This is a genomic window from [Clostridium] ammoniilyticum, assembly GCF_025566905.1.
Classification (GTDB): Bacteria; Bacillota_I; Bacilli_A; order Erysipelotrichales; family Coprobacillaceae; genus Faecalibacillus; species Faecalibacillus intestinalis.
Window position 1 is genome coordinate 203,444 of the sequence record NZ_JAOQJR010000001.1, and the last position, 25,184, is coordinate 228,627.

Annotated in this window: 26 protein-coding genes, 2 tRNA genes and 1 pseudogene; 22 read left to right on the forward strand and 7 right to left on the reverse strand. The window is 28.7% G+C overall.

Annotated features, from left to right (window positions below):
• The first annotated feature begins 6 nt into the window (after window positions 1-6).
• From argJ to OCV55_RS14190, 3 genes and pseudogenes are all read left to right on the forward strand, one after another.
• Window positions 7-1,230, forward strand: coding sequence for a bifunctional ornithine acetyltransferase/N-acetylglutamate synthase (argJ, locus tag OCV55_RS01010; protein WP_147579538.1), 1,224 nt, complete (start codon window positions 7-9; stop codon window positions 1,228-1,230).
• An 11-nt stretch (window positions 1,231-1,241) separates the two neighbouring features.
• Complete coding sequence (gene argB / locus OCV55_RS01015; protein ID WP_147579539.1) at window positions 1,242-2,114, forward strand: acetylglutamate kinase; 873 nt, start codon at window positions 1,242-1,244, stop codon at window positions 2,112-2,114.
• Window positions 2,115-3,601: 1,487 nt separating this feature from the next.
• A pseudogene (locus OCV55_RS14190) lies at window positions 3,602-3,730 on the forward strand (IS200/IS605 family transposase); the annotation flags it as partial.
• Window positions 3,731-3,851: 121 nt separating this feature from the next.
• Here the strand turns inward: OCV55_RS14190 and OCV55_RS01020 are convergent.
• Window positions 3,852-5,564 (reverse strand): BglG family transcription antiterminator, encoded by a 1,713-nt coding sequence (locus OCV55_RS01020; protein WP_267309754.1) that lies wholly within the window; start codon window positions 5,562-5,564, stop codon window positions 3,852-3,854.
• A 499-nt stretch (window positions 5,565-6,063) separates the two neighbouring features.
• On the opposite strand from OCV55_RS01020, the gene OCV55_RS01025 reads away from it, so the two are divergent.
• From OCV55_RS01025 to OCV55_RS01045, 5 genes are read left to right on the forward strand one after another with little or no spacing between them, the layout of a single operon-like run.
• Window positions 6,064-6,465: a PTS sugar transporter subunit IIA gene (locus OCV55_RS01025; RefSeq protein WP_032090479.1), complete on the forward strand. Its 402-nt coding sequence runs from the start codon at window positions 6,064-6,066 to the stop codon at window positions 6,463-6,465.
• A gap of 18 nt (window positions 6,466-6,483) precedes the next feature.
• Window positions 6,484-6,960, forward strand: a complete 477-nt coding sequence (locus OCV55_RS01030; RefSeq protein WP_032090478.1) for a PTS system mannose/fructose/N-acetylgalactosamine-transporter subunit IIB — start codon at window positions 6,484-6,486, stop codon at window positions 6,958-6,960.
• Between the two features lie 13 nt (window positions 6,961-6,973).
• The gene (locus tag OCV55_RS01035; RefSeq protein WP_032090477.1) at window positions 6,974-7,726 is read left to right on the forward strand and encodes a PTS mannose/fructose/sorbose/N-acetylgalactosamine transporter subunit IIC; all 753 of its coding nucleotides are present in this window, start codon (window positions 6,974-6,976) and stop codon (window positions 7,724-7,726) included.
• Between the two features lies 1 nt (window position 7,727).
• The gene (locus tag OCV55_RS01040; RefSeq protein ID WP_032090476.1) at window positions 7,728-8,561 is read left to right on the forward strand and encodes a PTS system mannose/fructose/sorbose family transporter subunit IID; all 834 of its coding nucleotides are present in this window, start codon (window positions 7,728-7,730) and stop codon (window positions 8,559-8,561) included.
• Between the two features lies 1 nt (window position 8,562).
• Window positions 8,563-9,696, forward strand: a complete 1,134-nt coding sequence (locus tag OCV55_RS01045) for a mannitol dehydrogenase family protein (protein WP_032090475.1) — start codon at window positions 8,563-8,565, stop codon at window positions 9,694-9,696.
• A gap of 87 nt (window positions 9,697-9,783) precedes the next feature.
• Here the strand turns inward: OCV55_RS01045 and OCV55_RS01050 are convergent, their stop codons facing one another.
• The 3 genes from OCV55_RS01050 to OCV55_RS01060 all read right to left on the reverse strand — a co-directional run bounded on the left by OCV55_RS01050 (window position 9,784) and on the right by OCV55_RS01060 (window position 13,355).
• A complete protein-coding gene (locus OCV55_RS01050) occupies window positions 9,784-10,602 on the reverse strand; it encodes a metallophosphoesterase (RefSeq protein ID WP_147579540.1) in 819 nt (272 codons plus the stop codon).
• The gene (gene rnjA, locus OCV55_RS01055) at window positions 10,602-12,374 is read right to left on the reverse strand and encodes a ribonuclease J1 (protein ID WP_147579541.1); all 1,773 of its coding nucleotides are present in this window, start codon (window positions 12,372-12,374) and stop codon (window positions 10,602-10,604) included. Before rnjA ends, OCV55_RS01050 begins: the two co-directional genes overlap by 1 nt.
• A gap of 123 nt (window positions 12,375-12,497) precedes the next feature.
• Entirely contained in the window at window positions 12,498-13,355 is an 858-nt protein-coding gene (locus OCV55_RS01060) for a DegV family protein (protein WP_147579542.1), read from the reverse strand.
• 126 nt (window positions 13,356-13,481) lie between these two features.
• On the opposite strand from OCV55_RS01060, the gene trxA reads away from it, so the two are divergent.
• From trxA to OCV55_RS01075, 3 genes are all read left to right on the forward strand, one after another.
• Complete coding sequence (gene trxA, locus OCV55_RS01065) at window positions 13,482-13,787, forward strand: thioredoxin (protein WP_147579543.1); 306 nt, start codon at window positions 13,482-13,484, stop codon at window positions 13,785-13,787.
• Between the two features lie 25 nt (window positions 13,788-13,812).
• Window positions 13,813-14,412: an HAD family hydrolase gene (locus OCV55_RS01070; RefSeq protein WP_147579544.1), complete on the forward strand. Its 600-nt coding sequence runs from the start codon at window positions 13,813-13,815 to the stop codon at window positions 14,410-14,412.
• Between the two features lie 103 nt (window positions 14,413-14,515).
• Entirely contained in the window at window positions 14,516-15,955 is a 1,440-nt protein-coding gene (locus OCV55_RS01075; protein ID WP_147579545.1) for a L,D-transpeptidase family protein, read from the forward strand.
• A 36-nt stretch (window positions 15,956-15,991) separates the two neighbouring features.
• Here the strand turns inward: OCV55_RS01075 and OCV55_RS01080 are convergent, their stop codons facing one another.
• The gene (locus OCV55_RS01080) at window positions 15,992-16,192 is read right to left on the reverse strand and encodes a cold-shock protein (RefSeq protein WP_022002859.1); all 201 of its coding nucleotides are present in this window, start codon (window positions 16,190-16,192) and stop codon (window positions 15,992-15,994) included.
• A gap of 280 nt (window positions 16,193-16,472) precedes the next feature.
• On the opposite strand from OCV55_RS01080, the gene OCV55_RS01085 reads away from it, so the two are divergent.
• Entirely contained in the window at window positions 16,473-16,757 is a 285-nt protein-coding gene (locus OCV55_RS01085) for a phenylpyruvate tautomerase MIF-related protein (RefSeq protein ID WP_267309769.1), read from the forward strand.
• Between the two features lie 23 nt (window positions 16,758-16,780).
• On the opposite strand, the gene OCV55_RS01090 is transcribed toward OCV55_RS01085, so the two are convergent.
• Both OCV55_RS01090 and OCV55_RS01095 read right to left on the reverse strand, forming a co-directional pair.
• Complete coding sequence (locus tag OCV55_RS01090; protein WP_147579547.1) at window positions 16,781-17,608, reverse strand: alpha/beta hydrolase; 828 nt, start codon at window positions 17,606-17,608, stop codon at window positions 16,781-16,783.
• 2 nt (window positions 17,609-17,610) lie between these two features.
• Window positions 17,611-18,378: a class I SAM-dependent methyltransferase gene (locus OCV55_RS01095; protein ID WP_117831859.1), complete on the reverse strand. Its 768-nt coding sequence runs from the start codon at window positions 18,376-18,378 to the stop codon at window positions 17,611-17,613.
• A gap of 130 nt (window positions 18,379-18,508) precedes the next feature.
• Between OCV55_RS01095 and OCV55_RS01100 the strand changes: the two genes are divergently transcribed.
• The 10 genes from OCV55_RS01100 (at window position 18,509) to OCV55_RS01145 (ending at window position 25,132) form a co-directional block, all read left to right on the forward strand.
• Window positions 18,509-18,584 (forward strand) — tRNA-His (locus OCV55_RS01100).
• Window positions 18,585-18,612: 28 nt separating this feature from the next.
• Window positions 18,613-18,688: transfer RNA gene (locus tag OCV55_RS01105), tRNA-His, on the forward strand.
• Window positions 18,689-18,740: 52 nt separating this feature from the next.
• On the forward strand, window positions 18,741-19,202 hold the full coding sequence (locus tag OCV55_RS01110; RefSeq protein ID WP_267309755.1) for a GNAT family N-acetyltransferase: 462 nt from the start codon (window positions 18,741-18,743) through the stop codon (window positions 19,200-19,202).
• Window positions 19,203-19,277: 75 nt separating this feature from the next.
• On the forward strand, window positions 19,278-19,685 hold the full coding sequence (locus tag OCV55_RS01115; RefSeq protein ID WP_147579549.1) for a hypothetical protein: 408 nt from the start codon (window positions 19,278-19,280) through the stop codon (window positions 19,683-19,685).
• Between the two features lie 59 nt (window positions 19,686-19,744).
• A complete protein-coding gene (locus OCV55_RS01120; protein ID WP_147579550.1) occupies window positions 19,745-20,410 on the forward strand; it encodes a response regulator transcription factor in 666 nt (221 codons plus the stop codon).
• Window positions 20,398-21,354, forward strand: coding sequence for a sensor histidine kinase (locus tag OCV55_RS01125; RefSeq protein WP_147579551.1), 957 nt, complete (start codon window positions 20,398-20,400; stop codon window positions 21,352-21,354). The genes OCV55_RS01120 and OCV55_RS01125 overlap by 13 nt, the downstream gene beginning before the upstream one ends.
• A gap of 54 nt (window positions 21,355-21,408) precedes the next feature.
• A complete protein-coding gene (locus OCV55_RS01130) occupies window positions 21,409-23,712 on the forward strand; it encodes an ABC transporter permease (protein ID WP_147579552.1) in 2,304 nt (767 codons plus the stop codon).
• Between the two features lies 1 nt (window position 23,713).
• Window positions 23,714-24,397, forward strand: coding sequence for an ABC transporter ATP-binding protein (locus tag OCV55_RS01135; RefSeq protein WP_147579553.1), 684 nt, complete (start codon window positions 23,714-23,716; stop codon window positions 24,395-24,397).
• Between the two features lie 179 nt (window positions 24,398-24,576).
• Complete coding sequence (locus OCV55_RS01140; protein WP_022002849.1) at window positions 24,577-24,747, forward strand: hypothetical protein; 171 nt, start codon at window positions 24,577-24,579, stop codon at window positions 24,745-24,747.
• A 4-nt stretch (window positions 24,748-24,751) separates the two neighbouring features.
• A complete protein-coding gene (locus OCV55_RS01145; RefSeq protein ID WP_147579554.1) occupies window positions 24,752-25,132 on the forward strand; it encodes a cupin domain-containing protein in 381 nt (126 codons plus the stop codon).
• Window positions 25,133-25,184 lie beyond the last annotated feature (52 nt).

The window sequence follows — 25,184 nt, forward strand, 5'->3', positions numbered from 1 at the left end:
AAGAGTATGAAAATAATAGAAGATGGAACAGTTACTAATCCAAAAGGGTATAAAGGTGCTGGATTACATATTGGTATTAAAAAGAGAAATAAAGATTTTGCTTTAATTGTTTCTGATGTTGAAGCAAAAGCAGTAGGAACTTTTACAACAAATATGGTAAAAGCGGCTCCTGTTTTATGGGATAAACAAGTTGTAGAAAACAGTGATACAGTAAAGGCTATTGCGATTAATAGTGGGATTGCCAATGCTTGTACTGGAAAACTTGGTGAAGAAGCAAATGAAAAATTCGCAAATATTGTAGGAAATGCTTTAAATGTAGAAAAAGAAAAAGTATTGATTTGTTCAACAGGAGTCATTGGTAAACAATTATCTACTGATCCAATTGAAAAAGGGATTGATGAAGCTTTAAAACAATTAAAAGATGATCATCAAGCAGGAATTGATGTAGCTACTTCAATTATGACAACAGATACAAAACCAAAACATTTAGCTGTTGAAATTGAAGTAAAAGGAAAAACGGTAACTATTGGAGCATGTTGTAAAGGTTCAGGGATGATTCATCCAAATATGGCAACAATGCTTGGATTTATTACAACTGATTTAAATATTTCTAAAGAATTATTAAATAAAGCATTAAAATCAGTTATTCCAGATACTTTTAATATGATTTCTGTAGATAGAGATACTTCAACAAATGATACTGTTTTATTACTTGCTAATGGTTTAGCTGGTAATGATGAAATTGTAAAAGAAGATGAAGATTATCAAACATTTAAAGAAGCTTTATATTATGTTAATGAATACTTAGCTAAATGTATTGCAAGTGATGGAGAAGGGGCTACTAAATTATTAGAAGTAAATGTAAATGGTGCAAAAGATGTTAAACAAGCAAAAGTAATTGCTAAAAGTGTTTGCACATCACCACTTGTAAAAACAGCTATTTTTGGAAATGATGCAAATTGGGGAAGACTTTTATGTGCGATGGGATATTCTGGGGAAGAATTTGATCCTTATCAAGTAGATTTATATATAGAAAGTGAATTTGGCAATTTAAAACTTGTAGAAAATGGGATGGCTACAGATTATAGTGAAGAATTTGCAACTAAGATTTTATCGAGTGATTATGTAAAAACAAATATTGAAATGAAAATTGCTGATGCAAAGGCAACAGCTTGGGGATGTGATTTGACTTATGATTATGTCAAAATCAATGCTGATTATCGTTCGTAGGGGGAAAAGAGATGCAACAAGAGTTTAAGAAGGAAATTAATAAAGCGGAAATTTTAGTAGAAGCGCTTGGATATATGCAAAAATATGAAGGTGATATTGTTGTTATTAAGTATGGTGGAAGTGCAATGACAAATGAAATCATCAAAAAGAGCGTTTTAAAAGATATTGCAGTTTTAAAATCAGTTGGGTTAAAACCAATTATCGTTCATGGTGGGGGAAAAGACATCAATAGAATGTTAGACCGTGTACAAATTAAAAGTGAGTTTAAAAATGGTCTAAGAGTTACTGATAGAGATACTTTAGAAATTGCGGAAATGGTTTTATCTGGAAAAATCAATAAAGGTCTTGTAACACATTTAGAACAAATTGGAACACATGCTGTTGGTCTATCTGGAAAAGATGGCAATATGATCACAGTAGAAAAAGTGATGCCTCAAGGTGAAGATATTGGTTTTGTTGGAAAGATTACTCATGTGGATACAACACTTATCAATACTTTATTAGATCAAGGATATACTCCAATTGTTTCAACAATTGGTCTTGATGAAAAATATCATGCTTATAATATTAATGCCGATGATGTTGCTACAGCAATTGCACGCGCTGTTAAAGCAAGTAAACTTGTTTTCTTAACGGATATTGAAGGTGTATTAGAAGATCCAAATAACCCAGAAACATTGATTTCAAAAATTGATACTGAATCAGCTAAAGAATTATTTGAAAGTGGTATTATTACCGGCGGTATGATTCCAAAACTTAAAAACTGTTTAGAGGCAGTACAAAATGATGTTAAGCGTGTTCATATTTTAGATGGTAGATTAGAACATAGCTTATTAATAGAAATCTTTACTAAAAAGGGTGTTGGAACAATGATAAAAAGATAGTGCGAAAGCACTATCTTTTTATCATTGTGTGTCGTGCATGGCACTAATTCAGTTGGAAATAAACCAACCACAGGTATTTACCGCCAAGTGTAATGAACCACAAGTTGTTGTCAGTGATGGCAAGGATGAAAGAAGTGGTGTAGTGATTCCTTTGAGCGTACGAACAGAAACTTGATATAAGGCTAAATGGTGGATGAGATTGCAGCACAAATCGAAATCCAAAAGGTAAACGTAAAACCAAGACAGTAAATCAAGACGTTGTAAAGGAAATAGGATTAGTGAATTACCCCGGGAGGTCTTGTGAACAACGAAGTCCAGTAAACTTTAAAAGCAGTGATGGTACCGTTGGTCGAAAAAGGTTTATCACAAGAAGTCAGCTGAGGTCATAGTAGGTATAACACCAAATACTGAAGGACCTAATGTTTATATGATGTTTGTTTATCATAAGCAATGTTTGAACAGTTCGAAATCGAGGATAATCTTATAATTGGAAATCGTAATTCCAAGGAGATGAAGGTAGAGGGAATGGTTTCAAATATATTTACAAATGAAGGAAGAAACAACAACATGAGTATACAAGAGTCTGCAACTATTAAACAAGAAATTGCCATACAAGTTCAGTGAAGAACAAATATATGCAGTGGCCAATTCAAGATTAGGTTGGTACAAACGTGCAAATGGAAGTGTAGTTAATTTCTTGATAAATGCGGACATACTAGCCATAAATAAAAGGGAAAGACCAGGTTTGGTCAATTCCATGAAATACTATCTAGGGTAGTTGAATTGCCATATAAATGTAGCGCCGTATACGAGACCTGTACGTACGGTGCAATGAGAGGGGAGAGAATAATTATTCTCCCTCTACTCTATTTAAATAGGGGTACTCTTTAAATATTTATGTGGTACCCTTATTGCATATAAAAAAGGCCTCTCATGATATGATTGTTTTGCCTACTAAAATCATACATGAGAGGAGGCTAATCCCTATTAAAGATATTATCATGAGATCTCTTTCTTTGGAAGAAAATAATGTTGAATAATAAGGTTAATATAAAGATAACCAATTCGGGCGTAGTAAAAATCACCAATAATGGTGAAAATACTACAACTAGATAAAGGTTATCTTTTATTTTTGATACAATCTCCTTAGGATGATTAATCATAATGGAAAAAAATTTAATTGGAGAAATAAGAATTACATAAGAACTAAACATTAAACCAAACATTTCTGCCCTTTCAAGAAAGTACAAAAAAGGACAGGCATACAATCAAAAAATACTATTTTTGAAAAAGACAAAGAATATCTAAAACCATTGTCAAACAAGATAGTGCTTGATTCATATATAAATGAACATTTACGCCAGAATGTACCATCAACACATCTCATATCATACAAAGATAAAAAATATTCCGTTCCACCTGAATATAGACTTTAGGGTTGATATATATGAGGTTGGTGAGAGCTTATATATCTACCACAATAAAAAGATACAGTAGGAGAGAATACGAAAAGAATAAAAAATTATATAGTGAGTCAATTAAAAGATGATCAGGAAAGTGAACAGCTGACACTGGATTTGGAAGACCTGTTTAAAAAAGAAAAAGGGAAAAACTAAGTAAATACAGAGTGCACGTGGTAGCTGTATGCATAAGGAGCGTCTTGAGACATGCGTTCAGAAAGTAGGGCTATGCCCGCAAATGTAAAACCACCGGCTAAACCGGTGGATAGTTATTTGTCTAAAATAAATCTTCATATATTTTTGAAATGACTTTAGAAAGATTTTGAAAAGTAGGTTCTTTTTTGATTTCTTCTAATGTTGTGTTATTTGAGATTAAAAATGATAAGTAAGACCATAATTTAAAGGCGTTAGGATTATTTTTTTGTATTGAAACAAGAAAAACAATATCTACATATTCATCATCCCATAAAATGGGTTTTGGTAATATAGCAACAGAAATGAAAGATGTTTCACTTAAAAAAATTTCAGGATGTGGTATTGCTAAATAATTACCAAAATAAGTGGAAGTAACATTTTCGTGATTCATAATTGAATGATATAGCTTTTCATCTGCTAAGCCTTGCTTATAAGCCATTTCATAAAGCCATTTTATAACGGCGTTTTTAGATGGAGCATCTCCATAATAGAACAAATCTTCACTAAAACAATCCAAAATATCTTTTGGACCATTGAACCCATCTAGAAGTAATTCAATTTTCTTGATATCAGTGTCATTTAAAAAATAAGAAATTTTTTGTATTTTATTATTATTAATGAATATATCATTTTCAGTTGTACATATTACATTATAATTATTCACATTAGTAGTTGATAACGAATTTTTAGAAATAATTTTAACTTCTTTTATTGATGGAAAATTTCTCAAAATATTATTTTGAAGCAAAATAGTCTCACTCCTTCTTAAAGAACTAATGATTAACATTCTTTTCTTTTTTTGTGGAGAATTTTCATCTATATAATTTACAAAATGTAAAGCAACATATGCAATTTCATCATCTAAAATTTTTTTATCACTTGGTATAATTGTATTGGTGAAAGTAGAAGCTAGATCATATGCAAGTGTGTATTTTTGCTTAATATTGAATGTCATAATATTTCTTAACTGCATATTAGTATTTATACGAGTTAAAAGAGGTAAAATATGTAAACCTAATGATATTCGTAGATTGAGATTAGAGGTAAAATCTAAACCAAATATTTCTTTGATTTTATATAAGCCTAAAAAAACTAAATTATTAATTTCATCAGTAATAAATTCTTGTTTATCAAATTCTCTTTTACCATATAAATTTAAAGCTAGAAAAAAGATTTCATCATCATTAAACTCAAAATTATATATATCTGCACATTTTTCTAATATATTTTTTGAAATTTCGATGACATGTGCATACACTGGCGATATGTTTAGTGAATCCATATGAATAAGATGACCTGACTTAATACGATTAACAGCAGTAACAATATGCAAGATAAGGTTTTGAAGGGCAATATCAGAAATTATATAATGTGAGTGAGTGAGAATTTTAATAACAATATTATTTATATCATCAATATGTTCATGTGAACTAAAAGAATGTGTAATCTCATCACAAACCAGATTTTTAATTTTTAATTTTTCTTGAATAATATAATTACGAATATCATTTTCTTTGCCAATAATTTTAATACCATAATAAGGTTTAGATATAAGAGTTAAATGATATGAAGATAACATGTTTTTAGCTAATTTAATGTCATTGGATATTTGGGAACGGCTTATATACATTTCATCTGCTAAATCTGCACTTTTTAAATAATCATTTGAATCTAACAACCTAGAAATTATATAGGAAATACGAGAAGATTGATCTTCAAAAAATTGATTAAGGTTATAATCTTGTATGATTGAATTCATAAATATATTAGCAGTTTCTTGATTAGTGATAGACATACAAATACAATTTTTGTTATTTTCGATATATAAACCATGTTCTTTAATGGTTTCCTTTATTTCAGCAATATCAGTTTGTATAGAACGAAGGCTTAAATGAAACTGATCTGTAAAGACCTGTAGAGAAACAGGTGCATCTAAGTTTGAAAATAAATTTAATAATATTTCAATTTGACGTTTGGTGAGCATAAAAAATACCTCCTAATCTAATAATATTATAAGTATATTTATTATATCATAAACCTTAATAGAGAAAAGATTTTACAATTTGATTTTTATTGCACTGTTTTTCATAAAATTTTTGAAAAAAAATACAACCAAATTGTTTCATTAATTTTAGGAAAAAGTATGTAAATATCTAAAAACTGATTTGTGATAAAATCACATTGTAAGGAAAGTAAGGATTATAAGAATAGAATAATGTAGAAGGAGGGTAAAAAATGGTAATAATCATTATGTATTCTTACTTATTTTGAAATAGAGATGGAGGTGATAGTGCATGATAAATATTTTAGTAGTAACTCATGGGAATTTTGGTAACGAATTAATTAAAAGTGCAGAAATGATTGCTGGAAAGCAAGAGAATATTGAGGCGCTAGGCTTATTTGTAGAAGATGATTTTGATATGTTTAAAAGTAAAGTGAAAAATAAAATTAAAGAATTGGAAAATGAAGAAGGTGTGTTAGTGCTTACCGATATGTTTGGGGGGACTCCCTCTAACGCATCATTTGCAAATTTAAATAATTTAGATTTTGAATGTGTAACAGGTTTGAATTTGCCGATGATGTTGGAAGTATTAATTAATAGAGATATAAAAACACTTAAAGAACTCGTGAATATTGCAGTTGATGTTAAAAAGAATAGTATATTTAATTTAAGAGAAATAGTTTTAGAAAAATGATGGAAAGGGGAAACTAAAATGGAAATAGGATTAATTAGGGTAGATAGTAGACTTATCCATGGACAAGTTATTACAAAATGGTTAAATTATTCTAAAGCAAATGTTATTGTTGTTGTTGATGATGAACTCTCAAAAGATAGTTTTATGTCAGAAATATATAAGGCCTCTGCTCCCAATGGAATTATTGTAGAAATTTTAAGCATTGATGATTTTATGAAAAATACTGGCACTCATAAATATAGTAATAAAAGACTTTTAATTTTATTAAAAAACATTGAAACAGTTTATGAACTTTACTTAAGACAATTTAAAATGGAACATATTCAACTTGGAGGATTACCAAGCGGTGTAGGAAAAAAAGCAATATACAAAGCTATTTTTCTTAATGAAGAGGAAATTAATAAATTAAGAGACATTGCCAATTCTGGTGTGTATATTGATATGCAGGTTATACCAGAAGATACAAAATCTGATTTAATGAAAATGATAAAATAAGGGGGATAAAAAAATGGAATTATCATTAGCGATTTGTGCTGGATTATGGTATTGGATTGCCAGAACACAAGTGGGATATACATTACATGCAATTTTATGTCAGCCATTAGTAATGGCGCTACCATTTGGATTGATTTATGGAAATTTATCACAAGCAATGATTATTGCTGCAAGTATTCAAATGGTATATTTAGGATTAGTAGGAAATGGAGGAAATTTACCGGCTGATGAATGTTTGGCTGGATGTGTAGCAATTCCAATTGCTTTAGTTAGTCAAATGGATCCTGGACAAGCAGTTGTTTTAGCGATGCCCTTTGGATTAATTGGAGTTTTACAAGATCAACTTAGAAGAATTATCAATGCTGTTTTTCTTCATAGAGCAGATAAAATGGCAGAGGTTGGAAACATAAAAGAGATTGAACGTTGTGCAATTGTGTATCCAGTAATTTTAGGATTCTTTTTAAGATTCCCAATTGTATTTGCGATTACATATGCAGGTGCTGGTACAGTGCAAAATATTTTAGCTTCTATGCCTGAATGGATTACACATGGATTAAGTGTTGCAGGAGGTATTTTACCAGCAATGGGATTTGCAATGACAATTTATATTATTGGAAAAAAACAATATTTACCATTTTTCATTATTGCATTTTTCATGGTTCAATATTTAAAAATTAATGTAATGGCCGCTGCTATTTTTGGAACTTGTATTGCATTGTTAATTGTTTTATTGAGAAGAGAAAAAAATATGGAGGGAGCTATTTAATATGGATGAAGTAGAAAAAAACAAAACTGTTGAGAAAGATATGAAAAAATTAGTTAATAAATCATGGTTTAGATATTGGCTTTCAGCTGAGATGTCAAATTCATACGAAAGACTACAATCATTATCGTTTTGTTATAGTATCATTCCTGTTTTAAAAAAATTATATCCAAATAAAGAAGAATTTGGAGAGGCGGTTAAGAGACATTTAAACTTTTTTAATACCGAACCAACTTGGGGTTCACCAATTTTAGGAATTGCAATTGCTATGGAAGAAGAAAAAGCAAAAACTAAGCAAATACCAGGAGAGGCAATTACATCGTTAAAAACAGGATTGATGGGTCCATTAGCAGGAATTGGTGACACAATCGATTGGGGCACATTAAAAACAATCATTTATGGTATTGCTGTTACTTTCGCATCATCGGGTAATATATTAGGGGCATTTATTCCTTTGGTATTTACATGTTTAACTTTTATTATTGGTAGGTATTTAACGAATTTCGGTTATACTGTTGGAAAGGATTCAGTAAAATCTATATTACAACAGGGATGGATTAAGGAACTTATTTTTGGAACAAGTATTTTAGGATTATTCATGATGGGGGCATTAACAAGTAATTTTGTTAAAATAATAACACCATTATCTTTTGAAATAGCAAAAGGGCAAACGCTAGTTATTCAAGAAATTTTAGATAGTATTGTACCAGGTTTACTACCTTTGTGTGCAGTGTTTGGTATTTATTATTTCTTAAAAAAAGGAAAAGTTAATTATGGAGTTTTAGCTATTGGAATTGTAGCTATTTGTTTAGTGGCTTCATTTGTGGGGGTTTTATAGGATGAAAAATGTAGTGATAGTAGGGGCAGGTAAGGAAGGAAAAGGAACATTTGGTGATATATTTTATGAAAATAAATGGAATATAACTTTTATTGATAAAGATGAAAACGTTATTAATTCATTAAACGAGAAGAATAGTTATATAGTTGAAGCCCTATATGAAAATTATAACGAAAAACATATTATTGATCATTATCATGCATATCTTATTGATGATTACACTAATAGTTATGAATCTATCCTTAATGCTGATGTTATCGTTTTGGCATTATATCCTGAAGATATAAAAGAAGCTTTAAGTAAATTGAAGTTTTCTTTACAAAAGAGAATAAAAAGTAATTATGAACAAAAATTAACAATTTTATGTGGAACAAATAAAAATCACATGATGTCAAAATTAGAAAATTTCTTATTAGATGATCTAAAAATCGAAAAGGAATGGTACTGTTCAAATGTTGCGCTACGGGACATGATTATTAGAAGAAGTTCTAATTCAGATGCAAAAGATGCTGTTCAATTAACTACGAAGATAGTACAAACGTTATTAATACAAAGTCCTGTCTATTTTGATGTTTCTAAATTTAAATGGTTTGAATTGAATAATAATTTGGAAATGATGAAAGATATTAAATTATTTACCTATAATTCACCGCATGCAGCATGTGCGTATGTTGGTTATAAGTACGGATATCAAACTATTGAAGAAGCGAGTAAAAATAAAGATATTAAAACAATTATGGAAGCTTGTGTTTTAGAAGCAAAAAAAGGTATTTTATCCTCGTTTGAAATTACAGCAGAAGAATTAGATGATTTTGTTGATGCACCGAAACCAAATGGAGAAGAAAGGGAATATATTACAAGAGTTGCATTGGATCCAATTAGAAAACTATCCAGAAATGATAGATTAACGGGAATAGCGATGATTTGTATGGAAAATAATATTGAATGTCCAAATTTGATTAAAGCAATTGCGTATGGCATGAGTTACGATTGTAAAGAAGACATATCAGCAAAAAAGATTCAAAATCTTATTCTTGAAAAGGGAATTAAAAAGGCAATTAGCGATGTGATTGGTGTTGATGAAATGCATCCAATTATAAAGAAGATACAAAATGAATATTTAAAAATAAGATAAAATCCCGTTTTTGACAGTTAAGCGTGAAAACCGTTGATATCAGTGGCTTTCACGCTTTTTTAAATGTTGTATGGGATGGTTAATTCTCTATCTTTTTAATGTAATTATGTTCACTTCATCACGCGTTAAAAAACGATGATTTTCACTACTTTCTTTATTGAAACCATTAGAAATCAATAAAGTTGTCTTATTTTTTGTATGCTTTCCATTTACATAATTCTCACCTTTATCCTTCGTTTCAATCCCACCAATAAATGGTATTTTATAATAACCACCTAATGTATGCCCAGATAATTGTAATTGAATGGAGTACTGACTTATTTCTTTAAAATAATCAGGTTGATGAATAAGTGCTATTTTATAACTCTTTTCGTTGGTTTCGTTAATCAAACCAGAACAATCTCCTGTATTTTCTAAACCAATTAATTGAATAATATCTTCTTTATAATAGATATTTCTAACTTCATTATGCAATACTTCAAAACCAGCTTCTGTTAAAATATTTGAACAGGTAGAAGAATCATTTTGATCTTTATCTCCTAGTACTGCAAATTTTCCATAATGACTTTGAAGTTTCTTTAATACTTTTGAAACTTGATTGTTTTCAAAACTACTTTCATTAAAAATATCGCCCCCAAAAAGGATCATATCTAAGTTTTTAGCGTTTAAATCTTGAATAATACTGTTTAATCTTGTTAAATCGTTTTTTTCAGATAAATTCAAATCTGAAAGATATCCAATTGTAAACCCATTAAATTGTTTCGGTAATGAATTTTCTGTAAATGTTGTTTTTGTAATTGAACAGCGATCTTGGCTTTGTTCATACCATTGAAAAATACATAAAGCAACAAGAGCACAAAGAACAATAAGAAATAGTTTTTTAAATTTCTTGATTAATTTTTTCATTATTTTTTATTCATAATAACAGGAATTATCATTGGATTTCTTTTTGTTTTACGATAAAAATATTGAGAAAGAACATCTCTTGTTGTATTTTTGATTTCACCAAAAGTTGTTTTTCCTGCAAGTAATTGACCTAAAGCTTGGCCAACTAAATTTTCAGCTTCACGAATCATTGGAAAACTATCTTTCATATAGACAAATCCACGAGAAATAATCACAGGTTTTGTAAGTAACTTTCCTTCATGTGAATCCATAGCAATTAAAACAGAAACCATACCATCTTCAGATAAGATTTGACGATCCCTTAAAACAGCAGTTGATAAACCTGAAAGATCATTACCATCAACATAAATATCATCTACATGAATTCTTGGTCCTAAACGAGCAGATCCTTTATTAAGTAAAATTGTATCTCCATTACTTAAAACAAATGTATTTTCTTTAGGAACACCTACTTCTTGAGAAAGTTCAGCATGAATTTTCAACATACGATATTCTCCATGCACTGGGAAGAAATATTTTGGTTTAGTAAGTAATAACATTAATTTTTGTTCTTCTTGACTTGCATGTCCCGAAGTATGCAAATTATTGAACGCTGTATTGACTAAAACTTTGGCACCTGCTCTAAATAAGCGGTTAACAACAACATTGATACTTGATGCATTTCCTGGAATTGGACTTGATGAAAAGACAACAGTATCTCCAGGTTTGATTTTAACGAATTTATGTGTTCCATTAGCAATACGACTTAACGCAGCCAAAGCTTCTCCTTGACTTCCTGTACATAGAATTAAGATTTCATTATCAGGTAATTTTTTTGCTTCATTATTACTGATAAAGAAAGAATCAGGTGCTTTAATATAACCCATTTGTCTTGATACTTGGATGTTATTTTCCATTGAACGACCAAAAACAAGAATTTTACGATTAAATTTAACTGCTGCTTCTACGATTTGTTGGACACGGTGAACATTGGAAGCAAAAGTTGCTACAATTAAACGTCCTTCAGTTTTTCTAAATTCTTCTTGAACAGCATATGCTACTTGCTTTTCACTTTTAGAAAAAGTAGGAACTTCAGCATTGGTAGAATCGCTTAATAATAAAGTAACACCAGTTTCACCTAAAAACGACATTTTTTGGAAATCAGCAGGATCTCCTACAGGTGTTAAATCAAACTTAAAGTCACCTGTTGAAACAATTCGTCCGTTAGGAGAATTAATAATAATTCCTAAACTTTCAGGAATAGAATGATTGGTTTTAAAGAAACCAATATTAAAATATTTAGTTTTTATTTGATATTCATCATCGATACGAATCAAGTGCGTTGCATTTGTTAAACGCTTTTCCTCTAACTTTCTTGTAATCATCGCACAAGCAAGGGGAGAAGCATAAATGAATGGTATTTTTACAACTTGTAGTAAAAAAGGAATTCCTCCAATATGATCTTCGTGACCATGAGTAATCAATAATCCTCTAATTTTGTTTTCATTACGTTTTAAATAACTATAATCTGGAATGACATAATCAATACCAGGTAAACCTTCTTCAGCAAATTTTACCCCAGCATCAATAATGATAATTTCATTATCGTGTTCAACACAATACATATTTTTTCCAATTTCATTTAAACCACCTAAAGCATAAACTTTAGTATCGATTGTTTTATTATGTTTTGTATTTTTATAGTTTTTATGTGTTGATCTATGACGATTAAAATTTTTATTTTTTGTATTTTTATTGCCATTATATTTATTATGGATTGGCTTTTCTTGCATAAATGACCTCCTTATATTTTTTTGTTTTATTATAGCATAAACTTAAAATGTATTATAGACTATCAAAATGAAAAAAGTCAAATTATTATACCCAAAAATAAAAAAGATTCTCAAACGAGAATCTTAAATTTTTTTACATATAGCAATTGCTAGAGAATGAGGTCCAATATGACAAGAAACACTTAATGATAAAGGATCACAAATAATATTTTCACCTGGATAAAGTTCTTCAAGTTCTTTTTTTAATTCTAAAGCGGGTGCTTCATCATAAGTGTAAGCGACACAAATATGCACGTTATGATAGTCATCATCAAAGCGTTCTTTAATATCTTTAGCGATTGCTTCTTTCATGATTTTAGTTCCTCTAGCCATTGTTCTAGTTTTAGCGAAAGAATCTAATTTTTCACCTTGTATTTGTAAAATAGGTTTAATTTTTAACATCCCACCCAATAAAGCAGCAGCAGGGGTAATACGACCACCTTTTTTTAAATAATCAAGTGTATTAACAGTAATATAAATAGAAGCATTTAATTTATTTTCAGTTAAAATATCACAAATTTCTTGTCCTGATTTTCCTTGATCAGCTAATCTTTTAGCATCAATGACATCGTATTTTTGAGTAACAGAGATACGTTGACTGTCTACGACAAAAACACGATTATCGTATTCTTGTGCTAGCATCATAGCTGTTTGGCACGAACCACTTAATCCACTAGACATTGGAATATGAACGATTTCATCATAATCTTTTAAAATTTGATCCCATAATTCTTTAACGTTTCCTACAACAGGTTGAGAAGTAAAGATTTCTGCACCATTTAATTGTTTTTCAAAGAATTCTTCATGAGTTAAATTTATATCTTCATAGTATGTTTGATCATCAATAGTAAAAGGCATTGGCAAAACAAAAATACCAAGTTCTTTTGCTTCTTTTTGACGAATACCTGCATTACTATCAGTCACAACTGCGATTTTTTTCATAATACCACTCCATTTTTAGTATAATCACAAGCACATAATAACAGTTATAGCGATAAAATTCAAATAATATAAGCATATCACTTGTAAAAAAAAAGAGTTTTGGCATAATATAATGGAGGTGAAATTATGGAAGTTATTACAAATGTACAATTTGATGAAGTTATTTCTAAAGGTGTTGTTGTGATTGATTTCTTTGCTAATTGGTGTGGACCATGCAAAATGTTAGCTCCTGTTTTAGAAGAAGTTGCTCAAGAGTTACCAAAAGTTACATTTGCAAAAGTAGATGTTGATCAAGATCCTTCATTAGCAGGAAGATATGGAATTCAATCTATTCCACATTTAATTCTTTTTAAAGATGGTCAAGCCGTTGATCAAATTAGTGGTTTTGTTGGAAAAGATGTTATCTTAGAAAAACTTAATCCTTTATTATAATAGGCAGTTTGCCTATTTTTTACATATGATAAAAAATATTGTTTTAGATATGGGGAATGTCTGTTGTAAATGGGATGTTTCCTATATTGCAAGTCAGCTTGCATCTTCTTTAGAAGAAAAAGATTATATTATTAAACATTTATTCCAAACAAAACAATGGGCACAACTTGATCAAGGGGTTCTTTCTTTACAAGATGCCAAAAAACAATTAATTGAACAAATTCCTGATGAAAAAAGGGATTTAATAGTGTATGCTTTTGAACATTGGTTTGATTATTTTGATCAGTTTGATGAAATGGAAGAATTTATTAAAAGATATAAGGGTAAAGGATATCAATTTTATTTGTTGTCTAATTGTTCAATGCAATTTTATCAATATTATCAATCAAAATCTATTTTTCAACATTTTAAAGAGCTTTATACATCTGCAAAATATCAAAAAATAAAACCAAATTTAGATATTTATCAAGATTTTTTAAGTCGTTATCATCTAAAAGCTAATGAATGCCTTTTTGTTGATGATTTAAAAGAAAATATAGATGCAGCTATAAAAGTTGGTATGAAAGGCTTTGTTTATCATCAAAATATACAAGTATTAGAAAAATATATAGAAAATATCTTATAAAAGTATGGATTATCATTTTTTATGATAAATACCATACTTTTTCTTTACCTATAAATATTTTGTGATAAAATAGGTGCGGAAATGTAAGAGAGGGAGAATATTTATGACAAAAAAGAAGAATAATTGGTATTCAAATCATAAAAAGCCTGTTTTAATTTGCGGAATCGTTGTTTTGGTTCTTCTTATTGTTTATTTAGCAGGAATGCTATATTACAATGATAAGTTTTTAAATGGAACAATGGTCAATGGGAGTGATGTTGGAGGAATGACATTACAAAAAGCAAATGATCAATTATCTAAGAAAGTAAATGGACAATCATTAAAATTGATTTTTAATGATGGACAAAGTGAAGTATTACAATCAGCTCAATTAGGTGTATCTTATAATAAAGATAATTCATTGAATCAATTAATGAAAAATCAAAATAAATGGGCTTGGTTTATAGGATTCTTTAAAAATGAAAAAAATACTTTAACTGATTTAATACAAATCAGTGATGAAAACTTAACAAATGGTATAGCATCAATGGAACATGCTAAAGAAGAAAATCAAATTGCACCAACAGATGCCTATATTCAATATAAAGATGGAAGTTTTTCAATTATTGAAGAAACGTTAGGATCAAAATTTAATATTGAAGAATTAGTTAAAAATATCAAGGTAGCTTTAAGTGAAGGAAAACAACAATTAGATGTTACAAAAGCAAATGGTTATGTTAAACCTCATGTTTACAAAGATGATCAAGATTTGAATAATCAATTAAAGGCAGCAAATGAATATTGTTTATCAGCAATTACATATACAACACCTAAAGGAAAAGAAATTGCTTTAGATGGAAGTACACTTATTACTTGGTTAAGTAAACAAGATGATGGAAATTATACAAAAGATGAAAGTGTTTTTAAAGAAAAATTAACTGCCTTTGTTAAAGAACTTGCAAGTCAATATAATTCCATTGGTGCAACAAGAACGTTTACTGGAAAAGATGGACAAAGTCATACAGTCAGTGGAGGAACTTATGGATTTAGAGTTTCTACTGATAGTGAAGTAAGTGCATTATTAAAAATGATCAATGAAAATAAAAGTGAAAATAATAGAATACCTGAACATACAGGACAACTTCCATCAGGAGAAAATGGTGGACTAGGAACGACTTATTTAGAAATCAATATTACAAAACAACATTTATGGTTTGTTAAAGATGGAAGTGTTGTTTTAGAAAGTGATTTTGTAAGTGGTAAAGAAAGTGATCCTACAAGACTTACACCAAGTGGTACATATTATATTTATAATAAGGAAAGAAATAGAGTTTTAAGAGGAACAAAACAACCAAATGGGAAATATGAATACGAATCACCTGTTTCTTATTGGATGCCATTTAATAAAGGTATAGGGCTACATGATGCTTCATGGAGAAGTACGTTTGGTAGAGATATTTATATTAATAGCGGTTCACATGGATGTATTAACTTACCAACAGGATTTGCTGGAAGCTTATATTCACAAATTTATGTTAATTTACCAGTCGTTGTTTATAGATAAAAAAAGAGATTGCATCAGCAATCTCTTTTCTATACATTATTTTACAACAACGTTTTGTGCTTGTGGACCACGATCAGTTTCTACTACATCATAGTCAACAGTTTGACCTTCTTCTAATGTTTTGTATCCATCAGCTTGAATTGCAGAGAAGTGAACGAAAATATCTTTTCCTTCTTCACTAGTGATGAATCCGAATCCTTTTTCGGCATTAAACCATTTTACTTTTCCGACAGCCATGTCTGGTACCTCCTATAAAAATTACAAATGGAAATACTCTATGTATAAAATCGCAAATATGAGATTGTGTACATAAAGTGAAATACAACTTCCTCATATTTGAGATATTTTGGAAAATCATATAAAACCTTTGCATATCTATTATATCATTACAAAAAATATTTTGTAAACAGTTTCAATTTATTTTTTTAATGATAAAATAGAAAGAAGAGGAGGAATTATTACGCCATATATATCATTTAAAACAAATCATAAATTAACCTTAAGACAAGAAAATACAATTAAATCAAAATCGGGGGAACTCATTTCACTTATTCCTGGTAAAACAGAAAAAGCTTTGATGATTCATATGGAAGATGATCAAATTATGTATTTTAAAGGAGAAGAAACTCCTTGTATGATGATTGAAATCAATCTTTATAAAAGTGCAGAATTTGATGATAAGAAAAAATTAACAGAAGCGATGATTCAAATGATTCATGAAACAACGAAAATCGAAGCTGATAATATTTATGTTATTTTCCATGAATTTGATCATTGGGGACTTAATCAAACGTTGATTTAAAATAAGAGCAGGTTATCCTGCTCTTATTTGCTTACGTGGCCACTATTTAAACCTTCATCTTTTTTATTTAAAGGAAGCCAGTCTAAAATTTTTAAAATATAACGATCCCAGAAATCCCATTCATGATTTCCAGGTCCTTCTTCATAAGTTAAATCTACTTTTTCTTCAAGTAAAAAGTCACGATATTTACGATTTGTGGCAAGTAATAAATCATCCGTTCCAATACACATATACATTTTAGGAAGTTGATCATGAGGGATTTTCTTTACTAAAGCATAGTAATCTTTATCACTCTCTTTTAATTTTGTTATACCGCCAAATAAACTTTCATAATATTTTTTAGCGTCAACCCCTTGAATGATAGGAGGTTTACAATCTACCCAATCATCTAACATCAAAGCACTTGAAAGACCGGCAATAAAACCAAAAGTATTGTAATACTTTAAACCATTGACAATAGCACCATAGCCTCCCATTGAAAGACCAGCAATAAAAGTATCTTCTTTTCTATGAGAAAGAGGGAACATTGCACGTGTCATTTCTACAAGTTCTTCCCCAATAAATTGACTATATAAATTATGCGTATTTTCTTGATCAACGTAGAACATATTTTCTCCACTTGGCATCACGACACATAATCCTCTTTCACTCGCAAATCTTTGAATACGGGTACCATAAAGCCAATCATTTTGATCACCAAAGATACCATGTAATAAATAAAGTGTTTTATATTCCTTCTTTTGATTATATGTCATTGTATCCATATCTAATGTATCTGTTGGTAAAACAACAGTAACATCAACAGTTCTAAGTAATGCTTTTGATAAATAATTTAATTTAATGATTGCCATAACTACACCTTCCTTAATATATCTAAAGTATGAGAACTTACGCCAATCATATCTAATCTTTCACAAGTAGATAAATGATATTGCATAAAAAGTTCAAATGTTTCGTCATCCATTTTATTTAAAATAGGACGCATATAATCTGCTGGTCCATCAGCAGCAATAATCTTAATTCTTTTTAAATTCAAATCTTGATTTAATTGATTGATCAGTTCGATTCTGACATAACTATAAAGATCATCGATATTGGTTTGTGTTTGAAAATGTTCATCAATTTTCCCACTTTTTAAAGCTTCCTTAATATGACCATCCCTAAAGCCATGAACAAGTACACTATAATCATTCATGACATAAGCAACTAAAATAACTCCTCCTGTTTTAGTTACACGTTTAGCTTCAGACAATGCTTTCAGTTTATCTTCGTAACTAAAAAGGTGATACATTGGTCCAAATAAAAGTGTTAAATCAAAAGTTTCATCTTGATAGCGTGATAAATCTAAAGCAGTTCCTTGATAGGCTTTCACATTACTTTTCTTTGCTTTTAACATTCCAAGATTATATTTAACAAGTTCAATAGCGTCTACTTCATAACCTTCTTGACTTAAAGCGACAGAATATCTTCCTGTACCAGCACCGATATCTAAAATGCGATCACCAGCTTTTAAATAATCATGAATATATTTCATAGAAGTACGATATTCTACTTGTCCATGTTTTCTTAAAAGACGTTTGTCTTCACAAAATTTTCCATAATAATTTTCTAATTCATTCATACACTTATCCTTTTCATTATTATATTCTTTTTTATTGTATAATAAATCTTAAAAAGAATGTAGATATTTTTGTAAAAAATACTTTACAAAATTCATGAAATAGTGTAAATTAATACATGCAGTTGATACGGCGGACGTGGCGAAGTGGTTAACGCACCGGATTGTGGCTCCGGCACTCGTGAGTTCGATTCTCATCGTCCGCCCCATTTTTTAACTGTATAATAATAGTCCATGGCGGACGTGGCGAAGTGGTTAACGCACCGGATTGTGGCTCCGGCATTCGTGAGTTCGATTCTCATCGTCCGCCCCATTAGTGAAGATAAAGTCCTTAATAAAGGATTTTTTTGTTTATGGAGAAGAATATGATTAAATTAGTACAACCACAAATAACAGATTTAAAATATAGAAAAAAATTATTAAAAGATAAAAAGACAATGGCTTTTAATAAAATCAATGGGGGAACTGTTGATTTTAATGAAAAAATATGGAAGTCTTGGTATCAGTTATGGATGAATGATACTAAACATTATTATGCTTATGTTTATGATGATGAAATAAAAAAATATATTGGTGAAGTATCTTATTATTTTGAAGAAGAATATCGAGAATATGTTTTAAATATTATCATTGAATATCCTTATAGACATTTAGGAAAAGGAAAAGTTGCTTTAGAACTTTTATGTAAACAAGCTAAAGAAAGTGGTCTACGCTTTTTATGTGATGATATTGAAACAAATAATCCTGCCAAAAAACTTTTTCTTGATTTAGGTTTTAAAGAAGTTTGGGCAAGAGAAAATATTACTATGTTGAAAAAACGCCTTTAGAACCAGGTTTGTTTTTTTTCACAAGATTTACACATCCTTTTTGTATACTTAAAACTATAGAAAGGATGAAGTCTTATGGAAAAGAAGTTAGATACGTATCTCATTTGTTTAATTTATATTTTTGAATTTATTTATACAATAAGTTCACTCTATTTGAATGGTCATGCCATCTCTATAAGTGAAATGATAAAGAAAATGCCTATCTTTGATAATGTTTTTCAAATAGCTTATTGTATGATTTTTATAGTAGGTATTCTTTATGTTTTGTTTCTTCTTTATAAAATAGGACAACATAAAATCATTGATTTAAAGAAAAATACAGGTTTATTGTTTGGAATTATTTTTATGGATTTGGCATTATATAGATGTTTTATTATTCCAATGTTGATCATTTCACCAGCAATGAAGGTTGTTTGTATATGTTTTTTAGTTCATTTACTTATTTATATTAAAAATCGAAAAATTTATATTTTAGGAAGATGAAAGTTTGTGCTTTCATTTTTTTTTCATTTAATCATGATATGATAAAAGCGGTGATAGTTATGAAAAAAATATTAATTGTAGAAGATGATCAAAGTATTGCATCTTCTTTAAAAGAAATGTTAGAGAAGAAAGGATATTTTATAGAGATTGCTGAATCTAAAAAGGAAACTTTAAAAAAAGTCAATGAATATGTTGATTTAATTCTTTTAGATATCCAACTTCCTGATGGTAATGGAATTGATTTATGTAAAGAGATTAAAGAAAAATATGAGATGCCTATTATTTTTTTAAGCTGTTTAAATGATGAAGAAACAATTGTAAAAGGATTAAATGAAGGTGGCGATGATTATGTTTGTAAGCCTTTTGGAATTAAAGAACTCTGTGCCAGAATTGAATGTGCTCTTAGAAAGGTAATAAAACAACAAGGAATCTATTATATAGATGACTTAATTATTGATACTTTAAAACATAAAGTATTTAAAGAAAATCAAGAATTAGAATTGAGTGCTATTACTTTTACTTTATTAGTAGCACTTGTCGAAGGACATGGAAGAGTACTTACAAGGGATTACTTATTGATGATGATTGAAGAGATAACAGGACATGTAGTAGAAGATAATACGTTAACTGTTCATTTAAAAAGACTCAGAAAGACTTTAGGGGAATATCAAAACCAAAAATATATTGAAACATTAAGGGGTGTAGGGTATCGATGGAAGATATAAAAAAAGAAAAGAATATTCATATGTATTTTATGGTTTCAATTGTATTAGCTATGTTTATGGAAATATATGCTTTTTTAATGAGATTAAATTTATTGAATATTTTTATTTTTATAAGCTTTATTTTTTATTTGTGGAATCAAAATCATAAAAAGAAACAAGTGAATTATTTAATACAATGTTGTGATGCTATTATTGAACAAAAAGATTTTTCGATTATTGATGGTGAATCTAAAGAAAGTCTATTATCTAATAAATTATATGTGCTTAATAAAAGATATCATCAATCATTAAAAGCTGTTAAAAAAGAACAACTCAAATTAAAAGACTATATTGAAGATATCTCTCATCAACTAAAAACACCGATTACCTCTATTCGCATACAAACAGAATTATTACTTGAAGAAAACCAAAATAAAAAGTTGTATTCTATAGAACATCAAATACAACGAATACAACTTTTAGTCAATGACTTACAAACCATCGCCTTATTAGATTCTCATAATATCCAATATTGTTTTAAAGAATATGATTTACAAACGCTTATTGATGAAATAGAAGAAGATCTAGATTACCTAAATCCGCAAATTCATTTAAATAAAAATATAAAAGTATTATGTGATGAAAAATGGTTTATAGAAGCATTAGAAAATATTATTAAGAATTGTTTAGAAAAAAATTCTACACCTCTTTCTATTTTTGCTTATGAAAATGAAACAACTTTAAAAATGATGATTCAAGATCAAGGAAATGGTTTTAAGAAAAAAGATCTTCCTTTTTTATTTCAAAGATTTTATCGTGGGGAAAATTCAAAAGGGACAGGATTAGGACTTTATATAGCTAAAGAAATAATAGAGGCTCATCACGGTTTTATGAAAGCTTATAATCAACAAGGTGCTTGCTTTGAAATTGTACTTCCTCAAATGAAAATGAAGAAAAAAATCTAATTTCACTTAGTTTTCATGATTGAATCGTAAGATAAAGTTAGAGGAGGAAAGAATATGTCACATACGATCAATATGCTCGCAAAAAGAAATATTCAAAAGTATAAAAAGCATTATCTTATTGTTTTAATCGTTCTTTTAATTGTTTCTACTTTTATTTTTTCAAGTTTTTTTATTGTTGATAATCTGTATCAAATGAAAAAGAACTATCATATTTCTACCTATGGTTCTTGGTATACACGAATAGAAAATATTGATGAACAAACTCAAAAAGGAATTGAAATCTACAGCAAAGACTATTTTAAAGATATTATTAAATATGGTTATGTAGATTTTCAAGGAAAATATGATAATTACCAAGTAGGTCATATTGAAAAGAATATTTATTCATTGTGTCGAGTAAAAATTATTAAAGGAAGAAAAATACAAAATGATCAAGAAATTTTAATCAATCAAAAAGTTTCTAAAAAGTATAAACTTTATGATCAAATAGAAATAGAAGGAAAAAATTATACGATTGTTGGTATTATACAAACCGCCAATAAAAACTTACCTGATATTTATACAAACTTAGAGACGTATCAAACAAAAGATTATTATTCGAATATGTCTATTTTATCAGATAATCATTATATTCAATTTAATGATGGAAATAACTATCAAGAAATAGAAATTCATTATGATTATAATCCTTATGGTTATGATCATAATGAAATTCATAATCAAGTAGAAAAAGCAACCAATCAGCTCCAACAAACGTTTGAATTTATTATAATTACACTTTTTGTTTTATTCGCTTTAACTTCTACTTCCCTAAAGAAGAGAATGAAAGAAATGGCTCTTTATCGAGGAATAGGAATGACAACGAATCAATTAATGATGATGGTCATGCAAGAAAACATGCTGATTTCTTTTTTTTCTATTTTAATAGGATTGTTAATAGGTGTATGTGTATCTTTAGGTTATCTCTATCTTCAAAGTAAAACCTATCATACATTTATTTATCAAATTTCATTTAAAGAAATATTATTTTTAGTATTGGTATTGATGAGTTGTACTTTTATAACGATTCTCATTCCCATTTATTCAAGCTCTAAGAATGCTTTGATAGGTATTTTTGATAGCAAAAAGTTTAATTATATTCAAGTAAGATATAAAAAATTAAAAAAACAAACACTTGCTTCCTTAGCTACGAGAGAGTTATGGGTAAATAAAAGAATGAATATCTGTTTTTATGTATTTGTTTTAATACTTTCTTTATATGGGCTTGTTTATTTCTATCAAGGACATCCCATTCAAACAAAAGATCAAAATGAACAAAGTCAAGTAGAACTTATTAAGGCGACTCAAAAAGAAGCAAATTTATTTTTAAAAGAATTTTCTCAAAATGACATTATTATTAATCATCATTATATTGATGAAGGAATAACTATGACCTATCGAGAAATTCCTCAATCTGTTTATGAACTTTGCCAACTTTATTATTATCAAAGTAATAAAGATGATTTAAAAGGAAGATTTCCTCAAAAAAGTCATGAAATTGTCGTGGGCAATCATTTTAATCATGTTATTCTTTCAAAAGAATGGTATCCAAATCTTAAAGTTGAAGCGAATCAAGTAACTTTTAAAGGAAAGAAATATCGAGTAGAAAGTTCAACATCTTCTCATAATGATCAAGGAAATTATTTAGGAGATGACAATTATGAGATTGCTCTTGATGAAGTAAAACTCAATGAAAAAGTGATAATTGCAGGTGAAGAATATACCATTGTTGGAATCAATGAAAATGAATATTATAATGATTCAATGATTTATATGTTTGAAGATGATTTAAAACGATTCAATACAAGTGATGAATATTATTCAGGATATCATTGGTATCCAATAAAAGATGTTATAAAAATAGAAAAGTTCATGAAAAAACATTATGAAGCAAGAGTTTATGAAATGGTAACAAGTGATGAACTTTCAGTAAGTTTGTTTTCTACATTAAATATTCCTAAACATCTTTTAATACTTGCATTAGCTGTAGGTTTTATTTTAATGATGTTTTTAAATTACAATCATATTGAAAATAATTATCAAGATTATCTTATGTATCATATTATAGGTTTAAGTTATCGAGAAATTAAAATAAAACAAGTATGGAAATCAATAAAAATGTTTTTATATACACTTATTCCTTGTGGTTTTTATGAGTTGATTTTATTAAGAGGAAGTATCGATCGTTATTTTCCGATAGCGCAATTAATACTTTTAGTAGGGATTATTTTTCTAGTTTATTTATGTGTTTATAATATTCCTTTATTAATTGTTTTAAAAGCACATCAAAATGAAGAAATAAGAAAGGAAGATGACTAATATGAATGTTATTTTAGAAGCGAAAGATATTGTTAAAACATATGGCTATGAAGATAATAAAGTCTATGCAACAAATCATATTGATTTACAAATAGAAGAAGGCTCTTTTGTAGCTATTGTTGGAAGAAGTGGAAGTGGAAAAAGTACACTTCTTCATATCTTGGCAGGTTTAGTAAAACCAACAAAAGGAGAAGTTTATTTAGAAGGAAAGTCTCTTTATGAAATGAATGATCATACTTTAACGCGTTTTAGACGAAGAAGAATGGGTTTTGTCTTTCAATTCTTCAATCTTATTTCCACACAAAATGTTTTAGAGAATATAGTTTTACCAATTCATTTAGATGATGGCGAGATTGATGATGATTATTTAAATGAAATTATTAATCTATTAGGTCTAGAAGAAAAGAAGAATTCTTTTATTTATGAACTTTCAGGAGGACAACAACAAAGAGTTGCCCTTGCAAGAGCCCTTGCAAGTAAACCAGCGATTATTTTCGCGGATGAACCTACGGGGAACCTCGATGCTAAAAGTTCTAAAGAAGTTGTTGATTTATTAAAAATCGCCCAAAGAAAATATCATGAAACGGTTATTTTAGTAACTCATGATCAAGAAATTGCCTCTATTGCTGATCGTGTTATTACGATTGAAGATGGAAAAATTATTCAAGATACAAATCATATTTAAATACGTTTATTTGTGGTTTAACTAAAGATAAAAACATCTTTAATATTTTCTTTTTGTTAGAGTAGAGCTATGGAGGAAAATTATGGATGATTTAACGATTTATGAAACAGAAATAATTGTCGTAAAAATGGACGAAGAGTCCATTTTTTTGATAGAATAGAGAAAAGGAGAGAATAATTATGGAAGTAACAATTAATGGTGTAAAAAAAGAAGTCAGTAAAGAAGAGATGAAAGATCGTGTGATAGGTTATTATGATGCAGTAGGGATCAAACATTTTTATTTAGAAGTTGATGAAATGGATGATGAAGAATTAAAGGCTTTATATGTAAATTCATTTGCGAGAGAATAATTGTATGAAATTAATTAGGAAAGATCAGGCGATTCATGTAGATAAAACAAATGGCACAAAGGTAGACTATTATTTATTAAATGATGCTGAAATTCATTATAATAAAATTAATCCTCGTACATTGCAAGAATGGCATAGACATCATCGTATTTCAGAAAATATTTTTATTTTAAAAGGGAAGCTTGTTTATCGTTATTTAGATGAAGCAAATAAGGAACAATCATTAAAATTAAAACAGGGGGATTTGCTTTCTGTTGATAAAGATATTCATACTTTTGAAAATCAAACAGATGAGGTTGTAGAATTTATAGTGTTTCGGTATCTTCCTTCTTATAAAAATCAAAGTGAAATGATTAAAAATGATAAAGAAATAATTGAAAGGTAATACGGAAGTATTATCTTTTTTTACTAAAAACACATTTTATTAACTGATATTT